Origin of the sequence: Micropruina glycogenica, assembly GCF_900289045.1 — a bacterium.
GTDB classification, from domain to species: domain Bacteria; phylum Actinomycetota; class Actinomycetes; order Propionibacteriales; family Propionibacteriaceae; genus Micropruina; species Micropruina glycogenica.
Window position 1 is genome coordinate 2,056,067 of sequence record NZ_LT985188.1, and the last position, 20,881, is coordinate 2,076,947.

General features: G+C 67.9%; 30 protein-coding genes and 1 pseudogene. 5 read left to right on the plus strand and 26 right to left on the minus strand.

What is annotated here, in order from left to right:
• Window positions 1-338: 338 nt before the first annotated feature.
• The 4 genes and pseudogenes from MPLG2_RS09660 to MPLG2_RS09675 form a co-directional block, all read left to right on the plus strand.
• Window positions 339-1,397: a LacI family DNA-binding transcriptional regulator gene (locus tag MPLG2_RS09660; RefSeq protein ID WP_105185936.1), complete on the plus strand. Its 1,059-nt coding sequence runs from the start codon at window positions 339-341 to the stop codon at window positions 1,395-1,397.
• A gap of 72 nt (window positions 1,398-1,469) precedes the next feature.
• Window positions 1,470-1,673, plus strand: coding sequence for a hypothetical protein (locus MPLG2_RS09665; RefSeq protein WP_105185937.1), 204 nt, complete (start codon window positions 1,470-1,472; stop codon window positions 1,671-1,673).
• 55 nt (window positions 1,674-1,728) lie between these two features.
• Window positions 1,729-2,343, plus strand: a complete 615-nt coding sequence (locus MPLG2_RS09670) for a DUF4126 domain-containing protein (protein WP_105185938.1) — start codon at window positions 1,729-1,731, stop codon at window positions 2,341-2,343.
• A pseudogene (locus MPLG2_RS09675) lies at window positions 2,340-3,647 on the plus strand (FAD-dependent oxidoreductase); the annotation flags it as partial. The gene MPLG2_RS09670 and the pseudogene MPLG2_RS09675, both read left to right, overlap by 4 nt.
• A gap of 200 nt (window positions 3,648-3,847) precedes the next feature.
• Here the strand turns inward: MPLG2_RS09675 and MPLG2_RS09680 are convergent.
• The 6 genes from MPLG2_RS09680 to MPLG2_RS09705 form a co-directional block, all read right to left on the minus strand.
• A complete protein-coding gene (locus MPLG2_RS09680; protein WP_105185940.1) occupies window positions 3,848-4,219 on the minus strand; it encodes a DUF1707 SHOCT-like domain-containing protein in 372 nt (123 codons plus the stop codon).
• 38 nt (window positions 4,220-4,257) lie between these two features.
• The gene (locus tag MPLG2_RS09685) at window positions 4,258-4,599 is read right to left on the minus strand and encodes a TraR/DksA family transcriptional regulator (RefSeq protein ID WP_105185941.1); all 342 of its coding nucleotides are present in this window, start codon (window positions 4,597-4,599) and stop codon (window positions 4,258-4,260) included.
• Window positions 4,600-4,894: 295 nt separating this feature from the next.
• Window positions 4,895-5,740: a transglutaminase family protein gene (locus MPLG2_RS09690; protein ID WP_105185942.1), complete on the minus strand. Its 846-nt coding sequence runs from the start codon at window positions 5,738-5,740 to the stop codon at window positions 4,895-4,897.
• Window positions 5,737-6,669 carry an alpha-E domain-containing protein gene (locus MPLG2_RS09695; RefSeq protein WP_105185943.1) on the minus strand — a complete coding sequence of 311 codons (933 nt, stop codon included), beginning with the start codon at window positions 6,667-6,669 and terminating at the stop codon, window positions 5,737-5,739. Before MPLG2_RS09695 ends, MPLG2_RS09690 begins: the two co-directional genes overlap by 4 nt.
• On the minus strand, window positions 6,663-8,309 hold the full coding sequence (locus MPLG2_RS09700; RefSeq protein ID WP_105187597.1) for a circularly permuted type 2 ATP-grasp protein: 1,647 nt from the start codon (window positions 8,307-8,309) through the stop codon (window positions 6,663-6,665). Before MPLG2_RS09700 ends, MPLG2_RS09695 begins: the two co-directional genes overlap by 7 nt.
• A gap of 217 nt (window positions 8,310-8,526) precedes the next feature.
• The gene (locus tag MPLG2_RS09705) at window positions 8,527-9,039 is read right to left on the minus strand and encodes a DUF2087 domain-containing protein (protein WP_105185944.1); all 513 of its coding nucleotides are present in this window, start codon (window positions 9,037-9,039) and stop codon (window positions 8,527-8,529) included.
• A gap of 69 nt (window positions 9,040-9,108) precedes the next feature.
• Between MPLG2_RS09705 and ctlX the strand changes: the two genes are divergently transcribed.
• A complete protein-coding gene (ctlX, locus tag MPLG2_RS09710; RefSeq protein WP_105185945.1) occupies window positions 9,109-10,041 on the plus strand; it encodes a citrulline utilization hydrolase CtlX in 933 nt (310 codons plus the stop codon).
• Window positions 10,042-10,072: 31 nt separating this feature from the next.
• On the opposite strand, the gene map is transcribed toward ctlX, so the two are convergent.
• The 20 genes from map to rpsS all read right to left on the minus strand — a co-directional run bounded on the left by map (window position 10,073) and on the right by rpsS (window position 20,880).
• The gene (gene map / locus MPLG2_RS09715) at window positions 10,073-10,909 is read right to left on the minus strand and encodes a type I methionyl aminopeptidase (RefSeq protein WP_269459140.1); all 837 of its coding nucleotides are present in this window, start codon (window positions 10,907-10,909) and stop codon (window positions 10,073-10,075) included.
• Window positions 10,910-10,912: 3 nt separating this feature from the next.
• A complete protein-coding gene (locus MPLG2_RS09720; RefSeq protein ID WP_105185946.1) occupies window positions 10,913-11,488 on the minus strand; it encodes an adenylate kinase in 576 nt (191 codons plus the stop codon).
• A 20-nt stretch (window positions 11,489-11,508) separates the two neighbouring features.
• Window positions 11,509-12,819 carry a preprotein translocase subunit SecY gene (gene secY / locus MPLG2_RS09725; RefSeq protein ID WP_105185947.1) on the minus strand — a complete coding sequence of 437 codons (1,311 nt, stop codon included), beginning with the start codon at window positions 12,817-12,819 and terminating at the stop codon, window positions 11,509-11,511.
• 108 nt (window positions 12,820-12,927) lie between these two features.
• Window positions 12,928-13,662, minus strand: coding sequence for a FadR/GntR family transcriptional regulator (locus tag MPLG2_RS09730; RefSeq protein ID WP_105185948.1), 735 nt, complete (start codon window positions 13,660-13,662; stop codon window positions 12,928-12,930).
• 419 nt (window positions 13,663-14,081) lie between these two features.
• A complete protein-coding gene (gene rplO, locus MPLG2_RS09735) occupies window positions 14,082-14,528 on the minus strand; it encodes a 50S ribosomal protein L15 (protein WP_105185949.1) in 447 nt (148 codons plus the stop codon).
• Window position 14,529: 1 nt separating this feature from the next.
• Window positions 14,530-14,712, minus strand: a complete 183-nt coding sequence (gene rpmD / locus MPLG2_RS09740) for a 50S ribosomal protein L30 (protein ID WP_105185950.1) — start codon at window positions 14,710-14,712, stop codon at window positions 14,530-14,532.
• Window positions 14,712-15,320, minus strand: coding sequence for a 30S ribosomal protein S5 (rpsE, locus tag MPLG2_RS09745; RefSeq protein ID WP_105185951.1), 609 nt, complete (start codon window positions 15,318-15,320; stop codon window positions 14,712-14,714). The genes rpmD and rpsE overlap by 1 nt, the downstream gene beginning before the upstream one ends.
• Window positions 15,321-15,344: 24 nt before the next feature.
• The gene (gene rplR / locus MPLG2_RS09750) at window positions 15,345-15,728 is read right to left on the minus strand and encodes a 50S ribosomal protein L18 (RefSeq protein WP_105185952.1); all 384 of its coding nucleotides are present in this window, start codon (window positions 15,726-15,728) and stop codon (window positions 15,345-15,347) included.
• Window positions 15,728-16,270: a 50S ribosomal protein L6 gene (gene rplF, locus MPLG2_RS09755; protein ID WP_105185953.1), complete on the minus strand. Its 543-nt coding sequence runs from the start codon at window positions 16,268-16,270 to the stop codon at window positions 15,728-15,730. Before rplF ends, rplR begins: the two co-directional genes overlap by 1 nt.
• Before the next feature lie 15 nt (window positions 16,271-16,285).
• A complete protein-coding gene (gene rpsH / locus MPLG2_RS09760) occupies window positions 16,286-16,693 on the minus strand; it encodes a 30S ribosomal protein S8 (protein ID WP_105185954.1) in 408 nt (135 codons plus the stop codon).
• Window positions 16,694-16,773: 80 nt separating this feature from the next.
• The gene (locus MPLG2_RS09765) at window positions 16,774-16,959 is read right to left on the minus strand and encodes a type Z 30S ribosomal protein S14 (RefSeq protein WP_105185955.1); all 186 of its coding nucleotides are present in this window, start codon (window positions 16,957-16,959) and stop codon (window positions 16,774-16,776) included.
• Between the two features lie 4 nt (window positions 16,960-16,963).
• Window positions 16,964-17,620 (minus strand): 50S ribosomal protein L5, encoded by a 657-nt coding sequence (gene rplE, locus MPLG2_RS09770; RefSeq protein WP_105185956.1) that lies wholly within the window; start codon window positions 17,618-17,620, stop codon window positions 16,964-16,966.
• Complete coding sequence (rplX, locus tag MPLG2_RS09775) at window positions 17,620-17,994, minus strand: 50S ribosomal protein L24 (RefSeq protein ID WP_105185957.1); 375 nt, start codon at window positions 17,992-17,994, stop codon at window positions 17,620-17,622. The genes rplE and rplX overlap by 1 nt, the downstream gene beginning before the upstream one ends.
• Before the next feature lies 1 nt (window position 17,995).
• Entirely contained in the window at window positions 17,996-18,364 is a 369-nt protein-coding gene (gene rplN / locus MPLG2_RS09780; protein ID WP_105185958.1) for a 50S ribosomal protein L14, read from the minus strand.
• Between the two features lie 67 nt (window positions 18,365-18,431).
• Window positions 18,432-18,713: a 30S ribosomal protein S17 gene (rpsQ, locus tag MPLG2_RS09785; RefSeq protein ID WP_105185959.1), complete on the minus strand. Its 282-nt coding sequence runs from the start codon at window positions 18,711-18,713 to the stop codon at window positions 18,432-18,434.
• Window positions 18,714-18,718: 5 nt separating this feature from the next.
• Window positions 18,719-18,946 carry a 50S ribosomal protein L29 gene (gene rpmC, locus MPLG2_RS09790; protein WP_105185960.1) on the minus strand — a complete coding sequence of 76 codons (228 nt, stop codon included), beginning with the start codon at window positions 18,944-18,946 and terminating at the stop codon, window positions 18,719-18,721.
• Entirely contained in the window at window positions 18,946-19,365 is a 420-nt protein-coding gene (gene rplP / locus MPLG2_RS09795) for a 50S ribosomal protein L16 (RefSeq protein ID WP_105185961.1), read from the minus strand. Before rplP ends, rpmC begins: the two co-directional genes overlap by 1 nt.
• Window positions 19,366-19,367: 2 nt before the next feature.
• The gene (gene rpsC / locus MPLG2_RS09800; protein ID WP_105185962.1) at window positions 19,368-20,180 is read right to left on the minus strand and encodes a 30S ribosomal protein S3; all 813 of its coding nucleotides are present in this window, start codon (window positions 20,178-20,180) and stop codon (window positions 19,368-19,370) included.
• 2 nt (window positions 20,181-20,182) lie between these two features.
• Window positions 20,183-20,575 (minus strand): 50S ribosomal protein L22, encoded by a 393-nt coding sequence (gene rplV / locus MPLG2_RS09805; RefSeq protein ID WP_105185963.1) that lies wholly within the window; start codon window positions 20,573-20,575, stop codon window positions 20,183-20,185.
• A 23-nt stretch (window positions 20,576-20,598) separates the two neighbouring features.
• Window positions 20,599-20,880 carry a 30S ribosomal protein S19 gene (gene rpsS, locus MPLG2_RS09810; RefSeq protein ID WP_105185964.1) on the minus strand — a complete coding sequence of 94 codons (282 nt, stop codon included), beginning with the start codon at window positions 20,878-20,880 and terminating at the stop codon, window positions 20,599-20,601.
• Window position 20,881 lies beyond the last annotated feature (1 nt).

Genomic DNA, 20,881 nt, shown 5'->3' on the forward strand with positions numbered 1-20,881 from the left:
GAGCCCTTCCCCGACTCGATATCGAACAAACGTTCGACTTGATCCAAGTCTGCCCGTCCCCTTCCCGTCCGTCAAGAGCCTTCGGCGATGTGCGTGTTCGCCAGAAGATCGCGGACGAAGGACGGAGGCGCCCCGCAGGTCAGTCTCACCGGACCCGCGGCCCATGCCCGTACGCCACGCCGTCCACGACCTGCGGACTCCGACGCCCTGAGATCTTTAGCGTTAAAGACGACTGGGTCGGTTGATCTCTGTAACGTTAAAGTTCACCATGGATACCAGACGCCGAGAAGGGGCGCCACCAGCAGGAACCGCTGACGAGTAACGCGAGGAGGGTCGAGATGAGAGTCACCATGAAAGACGTCGCAGACGTCATGGGCGTCTCGGTGATGACCGTCTCGAACGCCTTCAACCGGCCCGATCAGCTGTCCGTCGACCTGCGTGACCGCATTCTCGTGAGGGCTCAGAAGATGGGCTACGGCGCACCCAACGCCGCCGCCCGCAACCTGCGCCAAGGCCGCACCAACTGCTACGGGGTGGTTTTCTCAGAGAGCCTGAACTATGCGTTCAGCGACCCCTACTCGGTGCTCTGGCTCAGCGGCCTCAGCCAGTCGCTCGAGCAGGCCGGCAAGACCATGATGCTGTTGCCGGTCTCGCAACCGTCGCCGGCCAACCTCGACCTGGTCCGCCGGGCCAGCGTGGACGGCATCGCCGGGCTGTGCGCCTCGGGCCCGGTGCTCGAGGTGGCCAAGCAGACCGGTCTACCGGTGGTCACCACGGCCCTGGCCGGCGCGGACGGCTCGTGGGTCGCCATCGACGACCACGCCGCCGGCAGGCAGGTCGGCCGGCACGTCCGGCGGCTCGGTCATCGCGACGTCGCCCTAGTGGTCGAACAGGTGATGCCGATCCACGACGCCGACCCGATCGAACAGTCGCTCGCCGACTACCGGGTCAAGCTCGACGACTACCGCCACCAGGGCCTGTACGACCTGTGGGTCAGGGTCGACGGCCTGATCAGTGGCCTGGGCGATCAGCTCGACCTGCGCGTGGTCAGCGCAGGGCTGAACTCCCGCCGCTCCGGACGGCTCGCAGCCGAACTGCTGCTCGACCAACTGGCCCGACCCACGGCCATCGTGTGCGTCAGCGACGTGCTCGCCTTCGGTGTGCTCGACGCCACGCACGACCGTGGCCTGGTGCCCGGCCGGGACGTCACGGTGATCGGCTTCGACGACCTGCCCGAGGCCGAACGGCAGGGCCTGACCACCGTTCACCAACCCATTCACGACAAGGGCCGGCTGGTCGGCGAGCTGCTGCTCGACCCGGCCCAAGGCCCGCGGCAGGTGACCCTGCCGCACACCCTGATGGTGCGTGCCACCTCGGCTCCACCCCGCTCGAACTGACCCTCTCACCAACCGATCTGCGCCACCTCGTGGCGAGAGCCATGCCTCGAACGACCCGAAAGGAACCCGATCATGTACCTCGCGCTCAACTCCACCGATGCCGCCCGCCTGCAGAACCGCAGCGCCCTGCCCGACTCCCCCGTGGTCGCCCAGCTGGCCCGCACCGCCCGCCGCGACCTGCTCGCCGACCTGACCCAGCGGCTCACCGCGACCCTGCGCCGCACGGCCGGCCGGTCGACCGGTCACCGTCCGGGCCGGGTGGCACTCTCGCACTGACCCGCATCGCCAGAGCCGAGCGGACGCGTCCGCTCGGCTCTGGCACGCTTGGCCCATGGAGATGCTCCCGCTCGCGTTCACCGGCGGCTGGGCCAGCGGCATCAACGCCTGGGCGACGGTGCTGGTGCTCGGCCTGCTGGGCCGGTTCGCGGGCGTCGAGGGCGTTCCGGCGGGCTTCGAGCGCACCGACGTGCTGATCGTGATGGCGGTGCTGGCGATCGTCGAACTGGTCGCCGACAAGATTCCCTACCTCGACTCGGCGTGGGACGTGGTCTCGACCGTCATCCGTCCCATCGCCGGGGCCACCATCGGCGCCCTGATCGCGGGCCAGAACGGCGACCTCGGCACCATTGCGCTGGCCTCGGTCGGCGGCATCACCGCCCTGCTGTCGCACCTGGCGAAGGCGAGCCTGCGGCTGGCGATCAACACCTCGCCCGAACCGGTGACCAACATCACCGCCTCGACGGTCGGCGACCTGTCGCTGGTCGGCGTGCTGTCGCTGGCGGCGCTGTACCCGGTGGCCGCCGCCGTCATCGCCGCGGTGCTTCTGCTGATCACCATCGTGGTGGCGCTGCTGGTGTTCACCCGGGTGAAGCGCGGCTGGCGCACCTACCAGACCTGGCGCGCTCGGCGCCGTGCCGACACCGGCCCCGGAACCGGAACCGCATGAGCGAGGCGCCCATCGCCGTCATCGGCGGCTCGCTGGCCGGGCTGGCCGCAGCGGCTCGGCTGGCCAAGCAACGCCACCGGGTGGTGCTGTTCGAGGCCGGCGACACCCTCGGCGGCCGCTGGGCACAGCCGGGTGTGTTGCCGCCCGTCATCACGCTGCCGGCCCCGTGGCGCGACCTGTTTCGCAAGTCGGGCCGTCCGTTCGACGCCGAACTGGCCCGCACCGGGCACGCCCTGGTGCCGGCGCCCCCGGCCGTCCATCACTTCGCCGACGGAGGCACGCTCACGCTGCCCACCGACCGCGGCGATCAGTGGGCCGCGCTCACCGCCGCGTGGGGCCGTCCGGCCGCCACCCGCTGGCGCGACCTGTTGGACGACCTCGACGAACGCTGGCAGATTCTGCGACGGCTCGGATTGGAGGACGAGTTCACCGACGCCGACCTGACCCCGCAGCGGCGTGCGCGACTCGGCCTGAACCACTCCGTCAAGCACCTGGCCCGCGGCATCGACCACCCTCAGGCCGCCGCACTCATTCGCTCGACTGCGTGGCGAATCGGCTCAGACCCCGCCCGCACCCCAGGGTTCGTTGCGGTGCGGCTGGCGCTGGAGCGCACCTTCGGACGCTGGCAACTCACCCGCGACGGCGCACCCGTGCCGGGCACCGACCTGCTCGATCTGCTGGCCGCCCGGCTCACGCTCAGGGGCGTCGAGTTTCGGTTGGGCGAGCCGGTCACGGCGTTGCGGCCGGGGGTCGTAGTGACCGAAGGCGGCGAGGTCGCCGTGCGGGCGATGGTGACTGCGGTGAACCCGTGGGAGCACCGACACCTCACCGGCCAGCCCGAGCCCTGGTGGCGGCGCACCAAACCGGCTTTGGCGCCCCGGGTGCGCGTCAGCTCTGCAGACAGTGTGAGTTCGGGTACGGCAGACGATGCCCAGACTCACACTGTCTTCGCAGGGGGTGGGCCGAAACCTGGAACCGTCCCCGAGTTATGGCCCAATGTGGTCGAAACGGTCATCCATGGCCCCTCAGGGCCGCGGGTCGAGTACCGGCTGCCGGGGCAGGTGATCACCCATGACTTCACGCGCGCCGAGGCCGAGCCCGGTTTCGGAACCCGCTGGACATCTCCCCGCACTTGGCTGCAACTGCCCCCGCTGCGCACCGGCGACCCGGGCACGGTCACCGCCAGCGCGTCCAGCCGCGGCGGTAACGATCCCTGGGCGCAACTGCTCAGCGGCGCGTTGGCCACTTACGTGCTGCACGAGAACCTGACGGGGGCCGACATTCGTCCGACCAACAAGGCGGTGCGGCCCTGACCCCTGCGGTGCCGGCGTCGAGTTGCGCCACGACCCGGGTTTGCGCTGCAGTCCGCCTCACCAAGTTCACGGGCTCACGGACGATTGCCCCGGCACCCGGGCGCAACGCGGCGGGATCTGCACCCCAGGCATGGCGGACGGGGGATCCCGGCGTTCGCCGGGATGACGAACCGAACTGACGAAGGGGTGCCCTACAGCAGGATCATCACCAACAGCAGAATCGCCACGGCGATGCCCGTACCCAACCCGGCGGCCAACAGCATCGGTGCCTTGATCCCGGCGGACTTCGCCGGAATCAGTTCACCCGGGGCTGTGTTGCCGCTCTCGATCACCGCCGGCACGGCGAACGTATCCTTGGCGGGCAGTTTGGCGACCACACCGGCCACCTCGCCCAGTGTTTGCGCGGCGAACACCTGATCGAGCATCGTGCGGTAGTCGTCGGTGTCGATGCCGCCGCTGGCGAACTCGGCGTTCAGCCGCTCGGCCAGTTGCTCGCGCTCGGTGTCGTCCAACGGCTCAAGCGGCCGGGAGCGGTACTTCGACGAGATCGGCAGGTTGTCCACCCACCCAGGCTAGCCGGGCACCACACAACCCGGGCCGGTCACCGCTGTTCGCGGGCGCAGTCGACACACCAGGGTGTTGCCGGACGAATCGACAGCCGTCCGTTCGCGATTCGGGCACCGCACGAGACGCAAATGCCGTAACTGCCGTCACGAACGCGTTGCTCGGCGGCGTCGACGGCCGACAGTTGCCGACGGGCCGCGGCGATCAGGGCCGCCACCTGTTGCCGGTCGGCGGCGATGGTGATGCCCTCGGTGTCGTGTTCGTCGTCGAGGTTGCTGTCGCGCGCGACCTCGACGATGTCGTCGAAGGTCGCACCGAGCCGGTCGAGCCGCGCCAACACATCGGCGCGTTCCGTCGCCAAGGCCTTCGCAGCGTTCATCGACTCAGTCTATGAAGGTCGTACACGCAGGGGTTGCTTGGCTGAATCGCGCGAGAAGGAGCGTGGTCTCGACCAAGGACGCGTTCGACCAACGACACCCCCACGGTCTCGACAGCTCGATCGACGGACCACCTGACCATGCGTAAAGCGGAGCGGAGACGCCCCTGTCAGGGCGTGGTCGGGCGTTTGCACACTGCGAGGCGTTAGCCGAGCAGTCCGGCAAGGGCGGGACAGGGGCGGCTCCGCTACGCGGAAACACAAGGAACCAAAGGGTCTCGACAGGCTCGACCAGCGGTCAGTCGAGCACCGTCATCTCGACCTCGACGTACAGCTCGGACGCTCCGCCGCCGCCCGAATAGATGCCCCGCAACGGCGGCACGTCGGAGTAGTCGCGGCCGATGCCGACCTCGACGTGAAACTCCCCCGGCGCCGAATCGTTGGTCGGGTCGAGGCCCATCCAGGCGCCGTCCCAGTACTGCAGCCAGGCGTGCGACTCGGCGGTGCGTGGTTCGCCGGGCATCGGGTTGGCGGACGGCATCAGGTAGCCCGACACGTAGCGGGCCGGAATGCCCACGCAGCGCAGAGCGCCGATCGACACGTGCACCATGTCTTGGCAGACGCCCGCGCCGGCGGTCCAGACGTCACGGGCCCGGGTCTGCACGTGGGTGACGCCCGGCACGTAGCGCACCCGGTCGCGAATGCGGTCGACCACGGCCGCGACCGTCTCGGCCGGCCCGGCGTCGGCCGCCATCGCCTTGGCGAACCCGCACAGCTCGTCACCCGGATCGACGTGCTCGCTGACCGCCAGCATCTCGGTCATGGTGTCGGTGAACGTGTCGTCGCGCAGCTCGTCCCAGGTCACGCCGGGCGCCACCTCGGGCGGCCGGGTGACCTCGACCGTCGCCGTCGAGGTCACGCCCAGCCGCGAGTGTCGCTCGCGAATCTCGAACGCCGTCACCCGGGTGCCCCAGTAGTCGGTGTAGTTGAGCACCCACGGGTTGGGCTGAATGTCGATGCGCGAGTTGATCACCCACTGCTCGCGGTTCGAGCGCGGCGTCATGCGCACCTCGTTGTGCGAGCCGAGCACGTTCTCTGCATAGCTGTACCCGGTGTGGTGCACGATGCGGATCTGCCTGGTCACTGTTCGCCTCCCCGCCACACGGCCGCCGTGGCCCCCTCGAAGTAGCGCTGGCTGATGGCCGTGCTGGCCTGGTTGCACACCCACTGCAGGTCTGCCATGCGGCTCGGCAGGTCGAACAGCACCTCGCCCGGCGGACGGTACTCGAGTGCCGCCCGGGCCGTGCCCAGCAACCGCTGCGCGTCGTCTTCGATGCCGGCCCGGCGTTCGGTCTGGCCCAACTCGGCCAGCGCCTGCTCGGCCGCGGTGAGGGTGTGCACCAGCGAACGCGGAAACAGCCGGTCGAGCAGCAGAAACTCGGCGGCGTCGCGATCGGTGGTGACGCCGCCGTAGGTGCGCACGAACGCATGGTGGGCGCCGCAGCCGCGCAGCACGTTGTTCCAGGCGCTCTGCGAGCCCGACGTGATGGACGCCGACTGAATCAGCCGGGCGGTCATGTCGGCCCGCTCGATCGAGCGGCCCAGCACCAGGAAGTGCCAGCCCTCGTCGTGGCTCATGGTCGAGTCGGCGGTGCCCGAGATGACCGCGCACCGTTCTCTGATGAACTTGAACGCCGTGGCCGGCCGCATGCGCTGCAGCCGTCCGCCACGCACCGCGTTCCAGGTGGTGTTGATCGACTCCCACATCTCGGTGCTGACCGTTTCGCGGGCCCGGCGGGCCGACTCGCGCGCGCCGCCCAGGGCGGTGGCCACCGAGGCGGGGGCGTCGTCGTCGTAGCACAGCGCGGTGAGCACGTACTGCGCATCGGCGGTGCGGCCCTCCGGCGGCGGGTATCCCATCACCTCGAGCAGCGACAGGCCCGCAGCCTCTTGATCGACGGTGGGGTCATCGAGCAGCAACTGCAGGTGCACCTCGACGATGCGGCAGGTGTCTTCGGCCCTCTCCAGGTAGCGACCGATCCAGAACAGCGACTCGGCGATGCGGCTCAGCATGAGGCCACGCTCCGTTCGGGTGCGACGTTGCCCGATCCGGCCGGCACCCCATGGCCGGGGGGCTCGACAGGCTCGACCGGCGGAGCGTCCAGCCGGGTCTGCTGTTGTTGCTCCTGCTGCTGCGCAATGCTCTCGTCGCCGATGTCGACCAACGGAACGCCGATGGGCGCCACCTGAGGACGGGTCTTCTTGCGCTGTCCACGCACGCCGTCGCGGGCCAGCACCCAGGTGTCTTTCGAGCCGCCGCCCTGCGAGCTGTTCACGATCAGCTCGCCCTCGGGCAGCGCCACCCGGGTCAGGCCGCCGGGCAGCACGTAGATGCCGCTGCCGCTGTTCACCGCGAAGGGTCGCAGGTCGACGTGCCGCGGCCGCATCTTGCCGTCGATCATGGTCGGCACCGTCGAGAGCTGGACGACCGGCTGCGCGATCCAGCCGCGCGGGTTGGCCAGCACGTCGTGGCGCAGCTTGTCGAGCTTGCGCTGGCTGGCGGCCGGGCCGATCACGATGCCCTTGCCGCCGGAGCCGTCCACGGGCTTGAGCACCAGTTCGTCCAACCGGTCGAGCACCTCTTCACGGCTGTCGGGGTCTTCCATGCGCCAGGTGTCGACGCCGGGAATGATCGGCTCTTCGCTCAAGTAGTAGCGAATCAGGTTGGGCACGTAGGTGTAGATCAGCTTGTCGTCGGCCACTCCGTTGCCCACGCAGTTGGCGAGCGTCACGTTGCCCGCGCGCACCGCGTTGATCAGCCCCGCGCACCCCAGCATCGAGTCGGCGCGGAAGGTGGCCGGGTCGAGGAACTCGTCGTCGAGCCGCCGGTAGATCACGTGCACCGGCCGCAGCCCCTGGGTGGTGCGAATCGAGACCCGGCCGCCGTGGCACACCAGGTCGCGGCCCTCGACCAGCTCGACGCCCATCATGCGGGCCAGCAGCGCGTGCTCGAAGTAGGCGGAGTTGTAGACGCCCGGGGTGAGCACCACCACGGTCGGGTCGCTGATGCCGTGCGGGGCAGCGGCGCGCAGGGCCGCCAGCAGTTGCAGCGGGTACTGCTCGACCGGCCTGATGCGGTGCCGGCTGGTCACCTCGGGCAGCGCCGAGAACATCGCCCGCCGGTTGGTCATCACGTACGACACCCCGGACGGCACCCGCACGTTGTCTTCGAGCACCCGGAAGGTGCCCTCGTTGTCGCGAATCAGGTCGATGCCCGACACGTGCACCCGCACCCCGTTGGGCGGTACCACCCCGTGCATCACCCGGTGGAAGTGCGGCGAGCTGACCACCACGCGGCGCGGAATCACGCCGTCGTCGAACACCTTGCCGTAGCTGTAGACGTCGGCGAGAAACGCCTCGAGGGCCCGGACGCGCTGGGCGACGCCGGCCTCGATCACCGCCCACTCATCGGCCATCAGAATGCGCGGCACGATGTCGAGCGGGAACGGACGCTCCTCGCCGCCGATGTCGAAGGTGACGCCCTGGTCGAGATAGGTGCTCTTGAGATAGTCGGCGCGGCCGCGTACCTCGTCCGCTTCGAGCTTGCCCAACTGTCGCAATGCTGCTGAGTAGGCAGCCCGGACGCCCTCGTCCGAGATCATCTCGTCGAACGCGGGCCCCGAGGCCTGATAGTCCGAGAAAAGTTCACTCACGGGGGTCAGGGTATTGCCGTTTTGTTTCACGCCGGTATCGAACGGGCCAGGAGTCTGAAGTCCACGGGCGACCGCGCACGACACGCGGAGCCGGGAGCGATCTGGTGCGAGTCACCCGTACGAAGTCAGAAATCCAGCCGGCACGGGGCATAGCTCGGTCAGGAGTTGTTCTCGCTGGTGTTGATCACGCCGTTGACCCGTGGGCTCGGCGGAGCCGTCAGGCCGGGTCGCTTCCGGACGATCCGCGGCGGTAGTTGCGGCCATCGGGGTCACGGTGCAGCTCGCCGGCGTCCACCAGGTACCGGCGCAGGGCGACGGGGTCGTCGGCCAGGGCAGCGAGCCGCCGGGTGAGCTCTTTCTCGTCGAGCAGCTCGGTGTCGTGCACGGCCCGCTCGACCAGCCAGCCGAGCACTTCCTGCCGGTCGCGTTGGGTGCGGGGCAGCACGCCGAGCCGTCCGCCGGTGAGAAAGCGCTCGGCTCCGGTCGCCCGCTGCACCGGACGGGCCTGCAACAGGGCGCTGAACGGGTCGCCGGCGCGCACGACGCCGTCGTCCACCACGGCGAGCCCGGCACCGGTGAGCGCGGTCAGCCGACGCCGGTCGGCCGCGTCGAGGTCGTCCAGGCGCAGGGGCTCGTCCGGCCCCGCGAGCACCAGGCGGGCGTACAACAGGCGACGGTCCGGGTCGGCCAGGGTGGCGGCCACCCGGCGCCAGTGCGGCGGCTCTGACATGCGCCCATCCTGCCAGCGCCGGCGCTGGCAGCACGTCATAGACTGTGCGCCGGATCAGAGGGGAACCGCATGAATTTCCGGCACGTGCAGGCGCCGACGGCAGTGGTGATGGTGCGTCCGCATCGGTTTCGGGTCAACTCCGAGACCCTGGCCGACAATGCCTTTCAGTCGCCCGCTGACCTGACCCTGAGCGACGACCGCATCGCGGCCATGGCCCGCGACGAGTTCGACGGCTGCGTCGAGGCGCTCACCGGGGCCGGCGTGACCGTGCACGTGTTCGACGACTTCGGCCAACTCGACACCCCCGATTCGGTGTTTCCCAACAACTGGTTCTCGACCCACCACGGCGGCCGCATCGCCATCTACCCGATGTTCGCCCCCAACCGGCGCCGCGAGCGCCGCGCCGACGTGATCGAGTTGCTCAAGAGCACCTACCGGGTGCAAGAGGTGATCGACTATTCGGGGCTCGAGTACGACAACCTGTTTCTCGAAGGCACCGGCGCCATGGTGCTCGACCACCTGGAGCGGGTCGCCTACGTGGCCAACTCGTTTCGAGCCGATCCGGTGATCCTGGAACGTTTCTGCACCGCCTTCGGATACGAGCCGATGGCGTTTCCGACCGCCGGGCCCGACGGCCGTCCGATCTACCACACGAACGTGCTGATGGGCATCGCGTCGGAGTACGCGCTGGTGTGCCTGGCCGCGATCAGCGACGAACGGCGGCGCGACGAGGTGGCCCGGCGACTGGCCGACAGCGGACGCACCGTGCTCGACCTGACCTTCGGCCAGGTCGCCGACTTCGCCGGTAACACCATCGAGCTGACCGGCTCGTCCGGACGGCTACTGGCCCTGTCGCAGCGCGCCGCAGCGGCCCTGACCGATGAGCAGCGAGCGGTGATCGAACAGTCGGCGACCCTGCTGCCGCTCACCGTGCCGACCATCGAGTACGCGGGGGGCTCGGTGCGCTGCATGATCGCCGGCGTTCACCTCACGCCGCGCTGAGCGAGGTCTCGATAAGCTCGACCAACGACGGTCAGTCGCCCAGCGGCCCGAACTTGGCGCCGAGCGCCGTCAGCTCGGCCTCGCCGCCGTCCTCAGCGGTCAGCACCCACAAGCCGTTGCGGGTGATCGCCACGGTGTTCTCCCAATGGGCGGCGCGGCTGCGGTCGCGGGTGGCCACCGTCCAGTCGTCGTCGAGGGTGACGGTGGAATCTCCGCCCAGGGTGAGCATGGGCTCGATCGCCAGGCACATGCCCTGCACCAGCAAGGGTCCGCGCCCGCGCTTGCCGTAGTTGGGCACGTCGGGGTCTTGGTGCATGGCCGAGCCGATGCCGTGCCCGGTGAACTCGCGGACGACGCCGTAGCGTCGCGGCTGCCGCCTCACGTAGCCCTCGATGGCGGCCGAGATGTCACCGATGCGGCCACCGATGCGCATCGCCGCGATGCCCTGCCACATCGACTGACGGGTCACCTCGCTGAGTTGTGCGTCGTCGGGTCGCGGCTCGCCGATCACGAAGCTCACCGCGGCGTCGCCGTGCCAGCCGTCGACGATCGCACCGAAGTCGACCGACACCAGGTCACCGGGCTGCAGTACCCGTTCGCCCGGGATGCCGTGCACGATCTCGTCGTTCACCGAAATGCAGGTCACCGCCGGAAACGGCGGCACCCCGAAACCCGCACCGTAGTTCAGAAACGACGAGGTGGCCCCCTGCTCGGCCAGCAGGTCACGGGCCAGTCGATCGAGGTCGCCGGTGGTCAGGCCGGCGCGGGCCACGTCGCGCAGCGCCGCGAGCGTGCGCGCCACAACGAGCCCGGCACGCCTCATGACGAGGATCTGCTCGGGCTTCTTGATCTCAATACCGACGGCCACGCGTCAGCGCCCGAGGCGCTCGGCCAGCGCCCCCAGCACGCGCTGCGACACCTCGTCCACGGTGCCCATGCCGTCCACCTCGATCAGGAGGCCGCGCGTGCGGTACACGTCCAGCAGCGGGTCGGTCTGCTCGTGGTAGACCTCCATCCGGTGGCGGATGGTCTCTTCGTTGTCGTCCGGACGGCCCTCGATCTCGGCGCGCTTCAGCATGCGGTCGACGATCGCATCCTCGTCGGCGGTCAGTGAGACGACCGCCTTGAGCGTGAAGCCGTGCGCGTCCAGTTCCTCGTCCAACGCCTGGACCTGACCGAGGGTGCGCGGAAATCCGTCCAGCAACCAGCCGCCCTTGGCATCTTCTTCTTTGAGCCGATCGACGACCACCTGGACGCTGAGGCTGTCGGGCACGTAGCCCCCATCGGCGATGATGCGCTTGATGCGCTCACCGAGCTTGGTGCGATTGGTGATCGCCAGCCGAAAGATGTTGCCGGTGGAGATCGCGGGAATGCCGTAGTGCTCGCCGATGATGGCGGCCTGGGTTCCCTTGCCCGCGCCGGGCGGGCCCATGATCAACAGTCGCATTCGAGCCCCTCGCCCGTGAGTTACCGCAGGAATCCTTCGTAGTTGCGTTGCTGAAGCTGGCTCTCGATCTGTTTGACCGTGTCAAGGCCAACTCCGACCACGATCAGGATGCTAGTGCCACCGAAGGGGAAGTTGTTCTGTGCATTGAAAAATATGAACGCGATCGCGGGAATCAGCGAAATGACGGCCAGGTACAGCGAGCCGGGAGCGGTCAGACGCGACAGCACGTAGGCCAGGTACTCCTCGGTCGGCTTACCGGCGCGGATGCCCGGAATGAAGCCGCCGTACTTCTTCATGTTGTCGGCGACCTCTTCGGGGTTGAAGGTGATCGCCACGTAGAAGTAGGTGAAGGCGATGATCAGCACGAAGAAGATGGAGTTGTACCACCAGCCGGTGCCGCGCACCAGGTGGGTCTGAATCCACGACGACACCGGGTTGTCGGGCTGGAACTGGGCGTACAGCACGGGCAGGTACAGCATCGAGCTGGCGAAGATCACCGGAATGACGCCGGCCTGGTTCACCTTCATCGGAATGTAGGTGGTGGTGCCGCCGAACAGTCGCCGGCCGACCATGCGTTTGGCGTACTGCACCGGAATGCGGCGCTGCGCCTGCTCGATGAAGATGACGCCCAGCATGACCAGCAGGCCGATGGCCAGCACGGTGGCGAAGGCCAGCCAGCCGGCCGCGCCCTCGCGGCTCTCTTTGATGGCCCACAGCGAGGCGGGGAACTGGGCGGCGATCTGGGTGAAGATCATCACCGACATGCCGTTGCCGATGCCGCGTTCGGTGATCAGCTCACCCATCCACATGATCAGCGACGTGCCCGCGGTCATGGTGAGCACCATCACCGAGATCGCGAAGATGCCCTTGTCGTACACGAGGTCGCGGGTGCAGCCCTGGAACAGCTGGCCGTTGACCGCCAGCGTCACGAACGCGGTGGCGTTCAGCACGGCCAGCACCAGCGTGAGGTAGCGGGTGTACTGGGTGATCTTGGCGGTGCCGGCTGCGCCCTCTTTCTTCAGCGTCTCGAGCCGGGGAATCACCACGGTGAGCAACTGCAGAATGATGCTGGCGGTGATGTAGGGCATGATGCCCAGCGCGAAGATGGCCAGCTGCAGCAGGGCACCACCCGAGAACAGGTTGATCATCGAGTACAACCCCGCGTTGCTGCCGGTGGTCGCCTCGAGCCGGCACGCGTTCACGTTGACCATGTTCACGTTGGGCGTGGGGATCACCGAGCCGAGCCGGAAGATCGCCAGGATCGCGATGGTGAACAGGATCTTGCGGCGCAGGTCTGGCGTTCTCAGCGCGTTGACGAAGGCCGACAGCATCCGACCAGTACTCCTCACATGTGGTGCTCGCACGCGAGAACCGCGCACAACCTGGGAAACTCTACCAAGTTCTCGGCGTCGGCTTTTCGCGCGCCCTCAGGGGTGCCACTAAACCGACCAGTCGTCGGTGCTCGGCGCCTCGGCCAGCGACGGGCGCGGCCCAACCCGGGCGGCCATGGCGGCCAGACCCTGAGCCACCTGGGCCCTGGACGCGATGCGCGCCGTTTCGCCGTCACCGGCGGCGATCGCCCCCGCGATGCGCCGGTAGCGCTCGGCCCACACCAAGCCCGGCTCGACGCTCACCTTCGGGTCAAGGCGCTGCACCAGCCGCACCATGCCTGAGAACCCGGCGAACAGTTCGTTGGCGGTGGCTCGCAGCAGCAGCGTGTTGAAGTCGAGTTCTGCCTCAGCGGTGGCGCCCCGGTCTGCCTGCCGGCTGGTGCGCACGATCTCGTCGGCCAGTTCGATCAGCCGCTGCCGCTGCTCGGGCGTGGCGTTGCGGGCCGCCAGTTCGGCCGCCATCGGCTGCAGGGACGCTCGCAGTTCGGTGACGTCGAGCAGCACCCGGTCGTGTTCGGCGCCGCGCAGCCGCCAGCGCACCACCAGTGGGTCGAGCACGTTCCAGTTGGTGCGGGAACGAATCGTGATGCCCACCCGACGGCGCGAGCGCACCATGCCCAGCGACTCCAGAATGCGCATGATCTCGCGAGCGACCGTGCGCGACACCATGAAGCGCCGCTCGAGGTCGGCCAGGGTGAGCACCGAGCCGACCGGGTGCCGTCCGTCGACGATCTCTTGCCCGATCTCGTCGAGTGCTGCCTGGTGCAACTGGGCGGAGGCCATGGGGGTGTCCTTTGTGGGTTCAGTTCAGAATAGCGGCGGCGTCGATCGTCTGCTGGCGCAGGGTGACCCCGGCGGTGTGCGTCCAGACATCCTTGGCGCGAGATGGGAACCGTCCCCAACTCGCGCCACCCAAGCGGGACGGAGCTGACTTTCGTCCCAGGAAGGTGGGGACGAAAGTCAGCTCCGTCCCGCTTTCGTCCCGAGCCTGCTTCGTGCCAGACGGCGATCTCGAGATCGCTGCGTGCTTTCAGCTGAGCGAAAGGATCTCGGGCTGCAACATGAAATCATCGGGCACTTCCCGAAAGTCCCCAGCGATCTCGAGATCGCCGAACCCCCGTTCACCCCGGACGGCTCCCCTCCCACGACCACGCACAACAAACGGGACGACCCGGAGGTCGTCCCGTTCGAGCGTTCTGCGATCAGAGCTGGGTGGCGGTGCCGCCCGCGGCCTCGATCTTGCTCTTGGCCGAGGCCGAGAACGCGTTCGCGGTCACAGTGAGGGCCACGGAGAGCTCGCCGTTGCCGAGCACCTTGACCAACTGGCCGTCGCGGACCGCGCCCTTGGCGACCAGGTCGTCGACGCCGACCTCGCCACCCTCGGGGAACAGTTCCGCCAGCTTGGCGACGTTGACCACCTGGTACTCGACCCGGAACGGGTTCTTGAAGCCACGCAGCTTGGGCAGCCGCATGTGCAGCGGCATCTGCCCGCCCTCGAAGTTCTCGGGCGTGTTCTTGCGCGCTCCGGTGCCCTTGGTGCCACGGCCGGCGGTCTTGCCGCGCTTGCCGCCCTCACCACGACCCACCCGAACCTTGTCGGTCTTCGCGCCCGGGGCCGGGCGCAGGTGGTGCAGTTTCAGTGCTGCCATGTCAGTTGACCTCCTCGACGGTCACCAGGTGCGGAATCGCCTTGGCCATTCCGACGAGCTCGGGACGGTCTTCGATCACCACCGAGTCACCGATGCGCTTGAGACCGAGCGACCGCAGGGTCTCGCGCTGGTTCTGCTTACGACCCACGCCGGACTTGACCTGGGTCACCTTGAACGTGGTCATCAGTGCGTCGCCTCCTCACGAGCGCGCAGCAGCGCGGCCGGGGTGACGTCTTCCACCGACAGCCCACGACGCTTCGCAACCTGCTCGGGCTCTTCGAGGCTCTTCAGCGCGGCCACGGTGGCATGCACCACGTTGATCGCGTTGTCAGAGCCCAGCGACTTGGCGAGCACGTCGTGCACGCCGGCGCATTCGAGCACCGCACGGGCCGAGCCGCCGGCGATGACGCCGGTACCCGGCGAAGCCGGACGCAGCATGACCACGCCGGCCGCCTTCTCGCCCTGCACGGGGTGCGGGATCGTGCCCTGAATGCGGGGCACGCGGAAGAACGCCTTCTTGGCCTCTTCGACGCCCTTGGCGATCGCGGCGGGCACCTCACGGGCCTTGCCGTAGCCGACGCCCACGGTGCCGTCGCCATCGCCCACCACTACCAGAGCGGTGAAGCTGAACCGACGACCACCCTGCACGACCTTGGCCACCCGGTTGATGGCCACGACGCGCTCGAGGTACTGGCTCTTCTCTTGCCCGGCTGCGGCGTTGCCCCGACGGTCCTCGCGGCCACGACGCTCGCCACCAGCGGCACCGCCTCCGCGGCGCTGGTTTCCATTCATCGTCTATCTACCTTTCGAGTTCCGTCAGAATCCCAGGCCGGCTTCGCGGGCGCTGTCGGCCAGCGCGGCGATCCGTCCGTGGTACTTGTTGCCGGCCCGGTCGAACACGACCTGGTCGACGCCAGCGGCCTTGGCGCGATCGGCGATCAGCGTGCCGACCTTCTTGGCCACCTCGGTCTTGTCGCCGGTGGCCTTGCGGACGTCCGCCTCCATGGTCGAGGCCGAGGCCAGGGTCGTGCCGACCGTGTCGTCGATCACCTGAACGAACAGGTGCCGCGCCGAGCGGGTGACCACCAGGCGGGGACGATCGGGGCTGCCCGCGATCTTCTTGCGGCCACGGGCCTGACGACGCAGCCGCGCTGCGGTCTTGTCGGCCGTGCCCTTGTTGTTCGACAGCGAGATAGCCATCACTTACCAGCCTTTCCAACCTTGCGGCGAACCCGCTCGCCGGCGTAGCGCACGCCCTTGCCCTTGTAGGGCTCCGGCTTGCGGATCTTGCGGATGTTCGCCGCAACCTCGCCGACGGCCTGCTTGTCGATGCCGTAGACGGTGAACGCGGTGGGCCTCTCGACCGAGAAGGTGATGCCCTCGGGGGCGTTCACCACGACCGGGTGGCTGAACCCGAGGTTGAACTCGAGCTGAGTCGGGCTTTTGCTGATCACGCGGTAGCCGACGCCGACGATCTCGAGCTTCTTCTCGTAACCGGCGGTGACGCCGACCACCATGTTGTTCACCAGGGTGCGGGTCAGGCCGTGCAACGAGCGGCTGACCCGCTCGTCGTCGGGCCGGGTGACCTCGATCTCGCCGGCGTCGTTGCGGCCGACCTTGATGGGTTCGGCCACGGTGTGGTTCAGGGTGCCCTTGGGGCCCTTCACCTCGACCTGCTGGCCGTTCAGCTTCACGTCCACGCCCGCCGGGATGGCGATCGGGAGCCTGCCAATTCGCGACATGTCAGTTCCCCTTTCTCACCACACGTAGGCGAGCACTTCGCCGCCCACGGACTTGGAGTTGGCTTCGGAGTCGGTGAGCAGGCCCTGCGACGTCGAGATGATCGCGATGCCGAGGCCCCCGAGCACCTTGGGCAGGCCGGTCGACTTGGCGTACACGCGCAGGCCGGGCTTGCTGATGCGCCGCACACCGGCGATCGAACGCTCGCGGTTGCTGCCGTACTTGAGCGTGATGGTCAGCGTCTTGCCGACCTCGCCCTCGGCGGGCTCTTTGACCTCGAAGCCGCTGATGTAGCCCTGCTGCTTGAGAATCTCGGCGATACCCACCTTGATCTTGCTGTGCGGCATCGACGTCGAGTCGTGGTACGCCTGATTGGCGTTGCGCAGACGCGTCAGCATGTCTGCGATCGGGTCAGTCATGGTCATGACTTGTTCTTCTTTCTCGGACGGTTTCAGGTCGCCGTTGCGTGGGCGCCTGACCTGTACGGGTTATGAGTTCTGGAATGTCACCAGGACGATTTGGTCACACCGGGCAGCTGGCCGGCGTGCGCGAGCTCACGCAGGCAGACCCGGCACAGGCCGAACTTGCGGTAGACGGCCTTGGGCCGGCCGCACTTGCTGCAGCGGGTGTAGGCCCGGACGGCGAACTTCGGCTTGCGGGCCTGCTTCACCTTCAGCGCAGTCTTTGCCATTGGGTCAGCCTCTCTTCAGGGACTTCTTCTGGGCGCTCTTGGAAGCACCCTGCGGACGCCGCTTCTTGACGACGGCCTTCTTCGGATCGTTCTCGGGCGCCTTGAACGGGAAGCCCAGTGCGCGCAGCAGCGCGCGGCCCTCGTCGTCGGTGGTGGCCGAGGTGACGAAGGTGATGTCCATGCCCCGGGTGCGATCGATGCGGTCTTGATCGATCTCGTGGAACATGACCTGCTCGGTGAGGCCGAAGGTGTAGTTGCCCTGGCCGTCGAACTGGCGGGCCGACAGGCCGCGGAAGTCGCGGATGCGGGGCAGCGCCAGGGTGAGCAGCCGGTCGGCGAACTCCCACATGCGGTCACCGCGCAGGGTGACGTGGCAGCCGATCGGCATGCCCTCGCGCAGCTTGAACTGCGCGATCGACTTGCGGGCCTTGGTCACCTGCGGCTTCTGACCCGTGATCTGGGTCATGTCGCGCACGGCGCCGTCGATCACCTTGCTGTCGCGAGCGGCGTCGCCGACACCCATGTTGACCACGATCTTGGTCAGGCCGGGGATCTGCATCACGTTGTCGTAGCCGAACTGCTCGTGCAGTGCCGGCGCGATCTCTTCGCGATACTTCTGCTTCAGCCGCGGCAGGGTCTTCTCTGCGGTGGCGGTGGTCATCAGATTTCCTTCCCGGTCTTGCGGGCGATGCGCACGCTGCGGGTGGTCTCGTACTCGGAGCCGTCCGGACGACGCTTGGTGACGTCACGGCGCTCGTAACCGACGCGGGTCACGACCTCTTTGCCGTCCACCTTCACGACCAACTGCACGTTGGACGCGTCAATGGGGGCTTCAGTGGTGATGATCCCGCCCTTGTTCTTGCCGCCGGTCTGCTGCGAACGATCGGGGGTGTGCTTCTTGACGACGTTCACACCCTCGACGATCACCCGGCCCTGCTCGGGCAGCACCTCGATGATGTCGCCGACCAGGCCCTTGTCTTTACCGGCGATGACCTTGACCCGGTCACCCTTCTTCACATGCAACGAATTCGCCATGTCACAGCACCTCCGGCGCGAGCGAGACGATGCGCATGTACTTCTTCTCGCGCAGTTCACGGCCGACCGGACCGAAGATGCGGGTGCCGCGAGGCTCTCCGTCGCCCTTCAGAATCACGGCGGCGTTCTCATCGAACTTGATGTAGGAGCCGTCGGGACGACGGGTCTCTTTCACCGTACGGACGATGACGGCCTTGACCACCTCGCCCTTCTTCACGTTTCCGCCCGGAATAGCGTCCTTCACCGTGGCGACGATCTTGTCGCCCAGGCCGGCGTAGCGCCGCTTGGACCCACCGAGCACGCGGATGCAGAGCAGCTCCTTCGCACCCGTGTTGTCGGCGACCTTGAGTCGCGTCTCCTGCTGGATCATTTCTCACCTCGCCGGTGTGGCTGGAACTCGCTGCGCTCGTGCTCAATTTTCATTTCAGGCACCTCGCTCACTTGGCCTTCTCGAGGATCTCGACCAGACGCCAGCGCTTGGTGGCTGAGGTCGGACGAGTCTCCATCACCCGGACGCGGTCGCCGACGCCGGCGTCGTTCGCCTCGTCGTGCGCCTTCAGCCGCTCGGTCTTGGTCATGACCTTGCCGTACAGCGGATGCTTGACCCGCTGCTCGACCGCAACGACGACCGTCTTGTCCATCTTGTCGGACACGACGACGCCCTCACGCACCTTGCGGGCAGCCTGCCGAGTCGGCTCAGCGTGCTTGCTTTCACTCATTGCTCTCACTTGTCCTGATCGGGATCGGGCACGATGCCGAGGTTGCGCTCCTGCAGCACGGTGTAGACCCGCGCGATGTCTTTGCGGACCTCGCGCAGCCGGCCGTGCGACTCGAGCTGACCGGTGGCGGCGGCGAAGCGGAGGTTGAACAGCTCCTCCTTGTACTCCTTGACCTTGGCGTTGAGCTCGTCGCGGCTGAGGCCGCGCAGGTCGCTGGCAGTGGTGGTCGCCATCAGATGTCACCTGCTTCCCGCTTGATGAAGCGTGCCTTGAAGGGCAGCTTGTGGATCGCCAGCCGCATGGCCTCGCGGGCCACGTCCTCGCCGACGCCGGAGAGTTCGAACAGCACGCGGCCGGGCTTGACGTTGGCCACCCACCATTCGGGGGAACCCTTGCCGGAACCCATGCGGGTCTCGGCCGGCTTCTTGGTCAGCGGACGGTCGGGGTAGACGTTGATCCACACCTTGCCGCCACGCTTGATGTGCCGGGTCATGGCGATACGAGCGCTCTCGATCTGACGGTTGGTCAGGTACGAGGACTCCAGGGCCTGGATGCCGTAATCGCCGAACGCCAGCTTGGTACCGCCCTTGGCCGCACCGTCCCGCTTGGGGTGGTGCTGCTTGCGGTGCTTGACCCTACGGGGAATCAACATGCTCAGGCTCCTGCATTCTCTGCCACGCCTTCGGCCGCGGGGGCCTCGGCGGCCTCGGCGCGGCGGCGTCCGCCACGCTCCGGACGGTTGTCACGGCCACCACGGTCGTCGCGACGCGGCCCACGGGCCGGACGGCGCTGGCCGCCGGCGGTGGCCCGGGCGGCACGCTGGGCGGCGCGCTCGGCGCGGTTGCCCGACACGTCGCCCTTGTAGATCCAGACCTTCACGCCGATGCGGCCGAAGGTGGTCTTGGCCTCGAAGAAGCCGTAGTCGATGTCGGCGCGCAGGGTGTGCAGCGGCACGCGGCCCTCGCGGTAGAACTCCGACCGGCTCATCTCGGCGCCGCCCAGACGGCCGGAGCACTTGATCTTGATGCCGGTGGCACCCGAGCGCATGGCGGTCTGCTGGGCCTTGCGCATCGCGCGGCGGAACGCCACGCGGGCGCTCAGCTGCTCGGCGATGCCCTGGGCGACCAGCTGGGCGTCGATCTCGGGGTTCTTCACCTCGAGAATGTTCAGCTGCACCTGCTTGCCGGTGAGCTTCTCGAGCTCGGCCCGCACGCGCTCGGCCTCGGCGCCGTTACGGCCGATGACGATGCCCGGACGCGCGGCGTACAGGAAGATCGTGACCCGCTCGCTGCGGCGCTCGATCTCGACCGAGCTGATGCCGGCGCGCTCGAGCGTCTTGTGCAGGTACTTGCGGACCTTCACGTCCTCGGCCACGTACTCGGCGTAGCCCTTGTCGGCGTACCACCGGGTCTTGTGATCGGTAGTGATGCCGAGCCGGAAGCCGTTCGGGTTGATCTTCTGACCCATGCTCAGGCCTCCTTCGGTTCGACGACGACGGTGATGTGGGCGCCCCGCTTGAGGATCCGGCTGGCCGAACCCTTCGCCCGCGGGCGAATGCGGCGCAGCGTCATGCCCTCGTCCACGAAGGCCTGGCTGATGTACAGCTCATCGGCGCGCAGGTCTTCGGTGGCGGCGGCGTTCGCCGAAGCGGACGCGACCACCTTGTAGACCGGCTCGCTGGCGGCCTGCGGGGCGAACTTCAGCACCGTCAGGGCGTCCGTCACCGGCATGCCGCGAACCAGGTCGACGACCCGGCGAACCTTGGTCGGCGACATCCGGACTCCACGCGCGATGGCGTACGAGCCAGGACGGTCGCCGAGCAGGCGGGAACGCCGCGTGGGGCGGTTCTCCTTGTTGCTCATAACTCTTTCCTTTTCTCGCTCGCTCAGCGGCGGCGCGACTTCTTGTCTTCTTTGATGTGCCCGCGGTACGTGCGGGTGGGGGCGAACTCGCCCAGCTTGTGACCGATCATCGACTCGGTGACGAAGACCGGCACATGCTTGCGACCGTCGTGCACCGCGATGGTGTGGCCGATCATGTCGGGAATGATCATCGACCGGCGTGACCAGGTCTTGATCACCTGCTTGGTGCCCTTGGTGTTCTGCACCTCGACCTTCTTGGCGAGGTGGTCGTCGACGAAGGGACCCTTCTTCAGGCTGCGTGGCATC

What these genes read in the sequence shown, in the direction of transcription:
- MPLG2_RS09660 (WP_105185936.1), top strand. Translation starts at nt 339, where the DNA reads ATGAGAGTCACCATGAAAGACGTCGCAGACGTCATGGGCGTCTCGGTG.
- MPLG2_RS09665 (WP_105185937.1), top strand. Translation starts at nt 1,470, where the DNA reads ATGTACCTCGCGCTCAACTCCACCGATGCCGCCCGCCTGCAGAACCGC.
- MPLG2_RS09670 (WP_105185938.1), top strand. Translation starts at nt 1,729, where the DNA reads ATGGAGATGCTCCCGCTCGCGTTCACCGGCGGCTGGGCCAGCGGCATC.
- MPLG2_RS09685 (WP_105185941.1), bottom strand. Translation starts at nt 4,599, where the DNA reads ATGAACGCTGCGAAGGCCTTGGCGACGGAACGCGCCGATGTGTTGGCG.
- MPLG2_RS09695 (WP_105185943.1), bottom strand. Translation starts at nt 6,669, where the DNA reads ATGCTGAGCCGCATCGCCGAGTCGCTGTTCTGGATCGGTCGCTACCTG.
- MPLG2_RS09705 (WP_105185944.1), bottom strand. Translation starts at nt 9,039, where the DNA reads ATGTCAGAGCCGCCGCACTGGCGCCGGGTGGCCGCCACCCTGGCCGAC.
- ctlX (WP_105185945.1), top strand. Translation starts at nt 9,109, where the DNA reads ATGAATTTCCGGCACGTGCAGGCGCCGACGGCAGTGGTGATGGTGCGT.
- MPLG2_RS09720 (WP_105185946.1), bottom strand. Translation starts at nt 11,488, where the DNA reads ATGCGACTGTTGATCATGGGCCCGCCCGGCGCGGGCAAGGGAACCCAG.
- secY (WP_105185947.1), bottom strand. Translation starts at nt 12,819, where the DNA reads ATGCTGTCGGCCTTCGTCAACGCGCTGAGAACGCCAGACCTGCGCCGC.
- MPLG2_RS09730 (WP_105185948.1), bottom strand. Translation starts at nt 13,662, where the DNA reads ATGGCCTCCGCCCAGTTGCACCAGGCAGCACTCGACGAGATCGGGCAA.
- rplO (WP_105185949.1), bottom strand. Translation starts at nt 14,528, where the DNA reads ATGGCAGCACTGAAACTGCACCACCTGCGCCCGGCCCCGGGCGCGAAG.
- rpmD (WP_105185950.1), bottom strand. Translation starts at nt 14,712, where the DNA reads ATGACCACGTTCAAGGTGACCCAGGTCAAGTCCGGCGTGGGTCGTAAG.
- rpsE (WP_105185951.1), bottom strand. Translation starts at nt 15,320, where the DNA reads ATGAATGGAAACCAGCGCCGCGGAGGCGGTGCCGCTGGTGGCGAGCGT.
- rplR (WP_105185952.1), bottom strand. Translation starts at nt 15,728, where the DNA reads ATGGCTATCTCGCTGTCGAACAACAAGGGCACGGCCGACAAGACCGCA.
- rplF (WP_105185953.1), bottom strand. Translation starts at nt 16,270, where the DNA reads ATGTCGCGAATTGGCAGGCTCCCGATCGCCATCCCGGCGGGCGTGGAC.
- rpsH (WP_105185954.1), bottom strand. Translation starts at nt 16,693, where the DNA reads ATGACCATGACTGACCCGATCGCAGACATGCTGACGCGTCTGCGCAAC.
- MPLG2_RS09765 (WP_105185955.1), bottom strand. Translation starts at nt 16,959, where the DNA reads ATGGCAAAGACTGCGCTGAAGGTGAAGCAGGCCCGCAAGCCGAAGTTC.
- rplE (WP_105185956.1), bottom strand. Translation starts at nt 17,620, where the DNA reads ATGACCACCGCCACCGCAGAGAAGACCCTGCCGCGGCTGAAGCAGAAG.
- rplX (WP_105185957.1), bottom strand. Translation starts at nt 17,994, where the DNA reads ATGGCGAATTCGTTGCATGTGAAGAAGGGTGACCGGGTCAAGGTCATC.
- rplN (WP_105185958.1), bottom strand. Translation starts at nt 18,364, where the DNA reads ATGATCCAGCAGGAGACGCGACTCAAGGTCGCCGACAACACGGGTGCG.
- rpsQ (WP_105185959.1), bottom strand. Translation starts at nt 18,713, where the DNA reads ATGAGTGAAAGCAAGCACGCTGAGCCGACTCGGCAGGCTGCCCGCAAG.
- rpmC (WP_105185960.1), bottom strand. Translation starts at nt 18,946, where the DNA reads ATGGCGACCACCACTGCCAGCGACCTGCGCGGCCTCAGCCGCGACGAG.
- rplP (WP_105185961.1), bottom strand. Translation starts at nt 19,365, where the DNA reads ATGTTGATTCCCCGTAGGGTCAAGCACCGCAAGCAGCACCACCCCAAG.
- rpsC (WP_105185962.1), bottom strand. Translation starts at nt 20,180, where the DNA reads ATGGGTCAGAAGATCAACCCGAACGGCTTCCGGCTCGGCATCACTACC.
- rplV (WP_105185963.1), bottom strand. Translation starts at nt 20,575, where the DNA reads ATGAGCAACAAGGAGAACCGCCCCACGCGGCGTTCCCGCCTGCTCGGC.
- rpsS (WP_105185964.1), bottom strand. Translation starts at nt 20,880, where the DNA reads ATGCCACGCAGCCTGAAGAAGGGTCCCTTCGTCGACGACCACCTCGCC.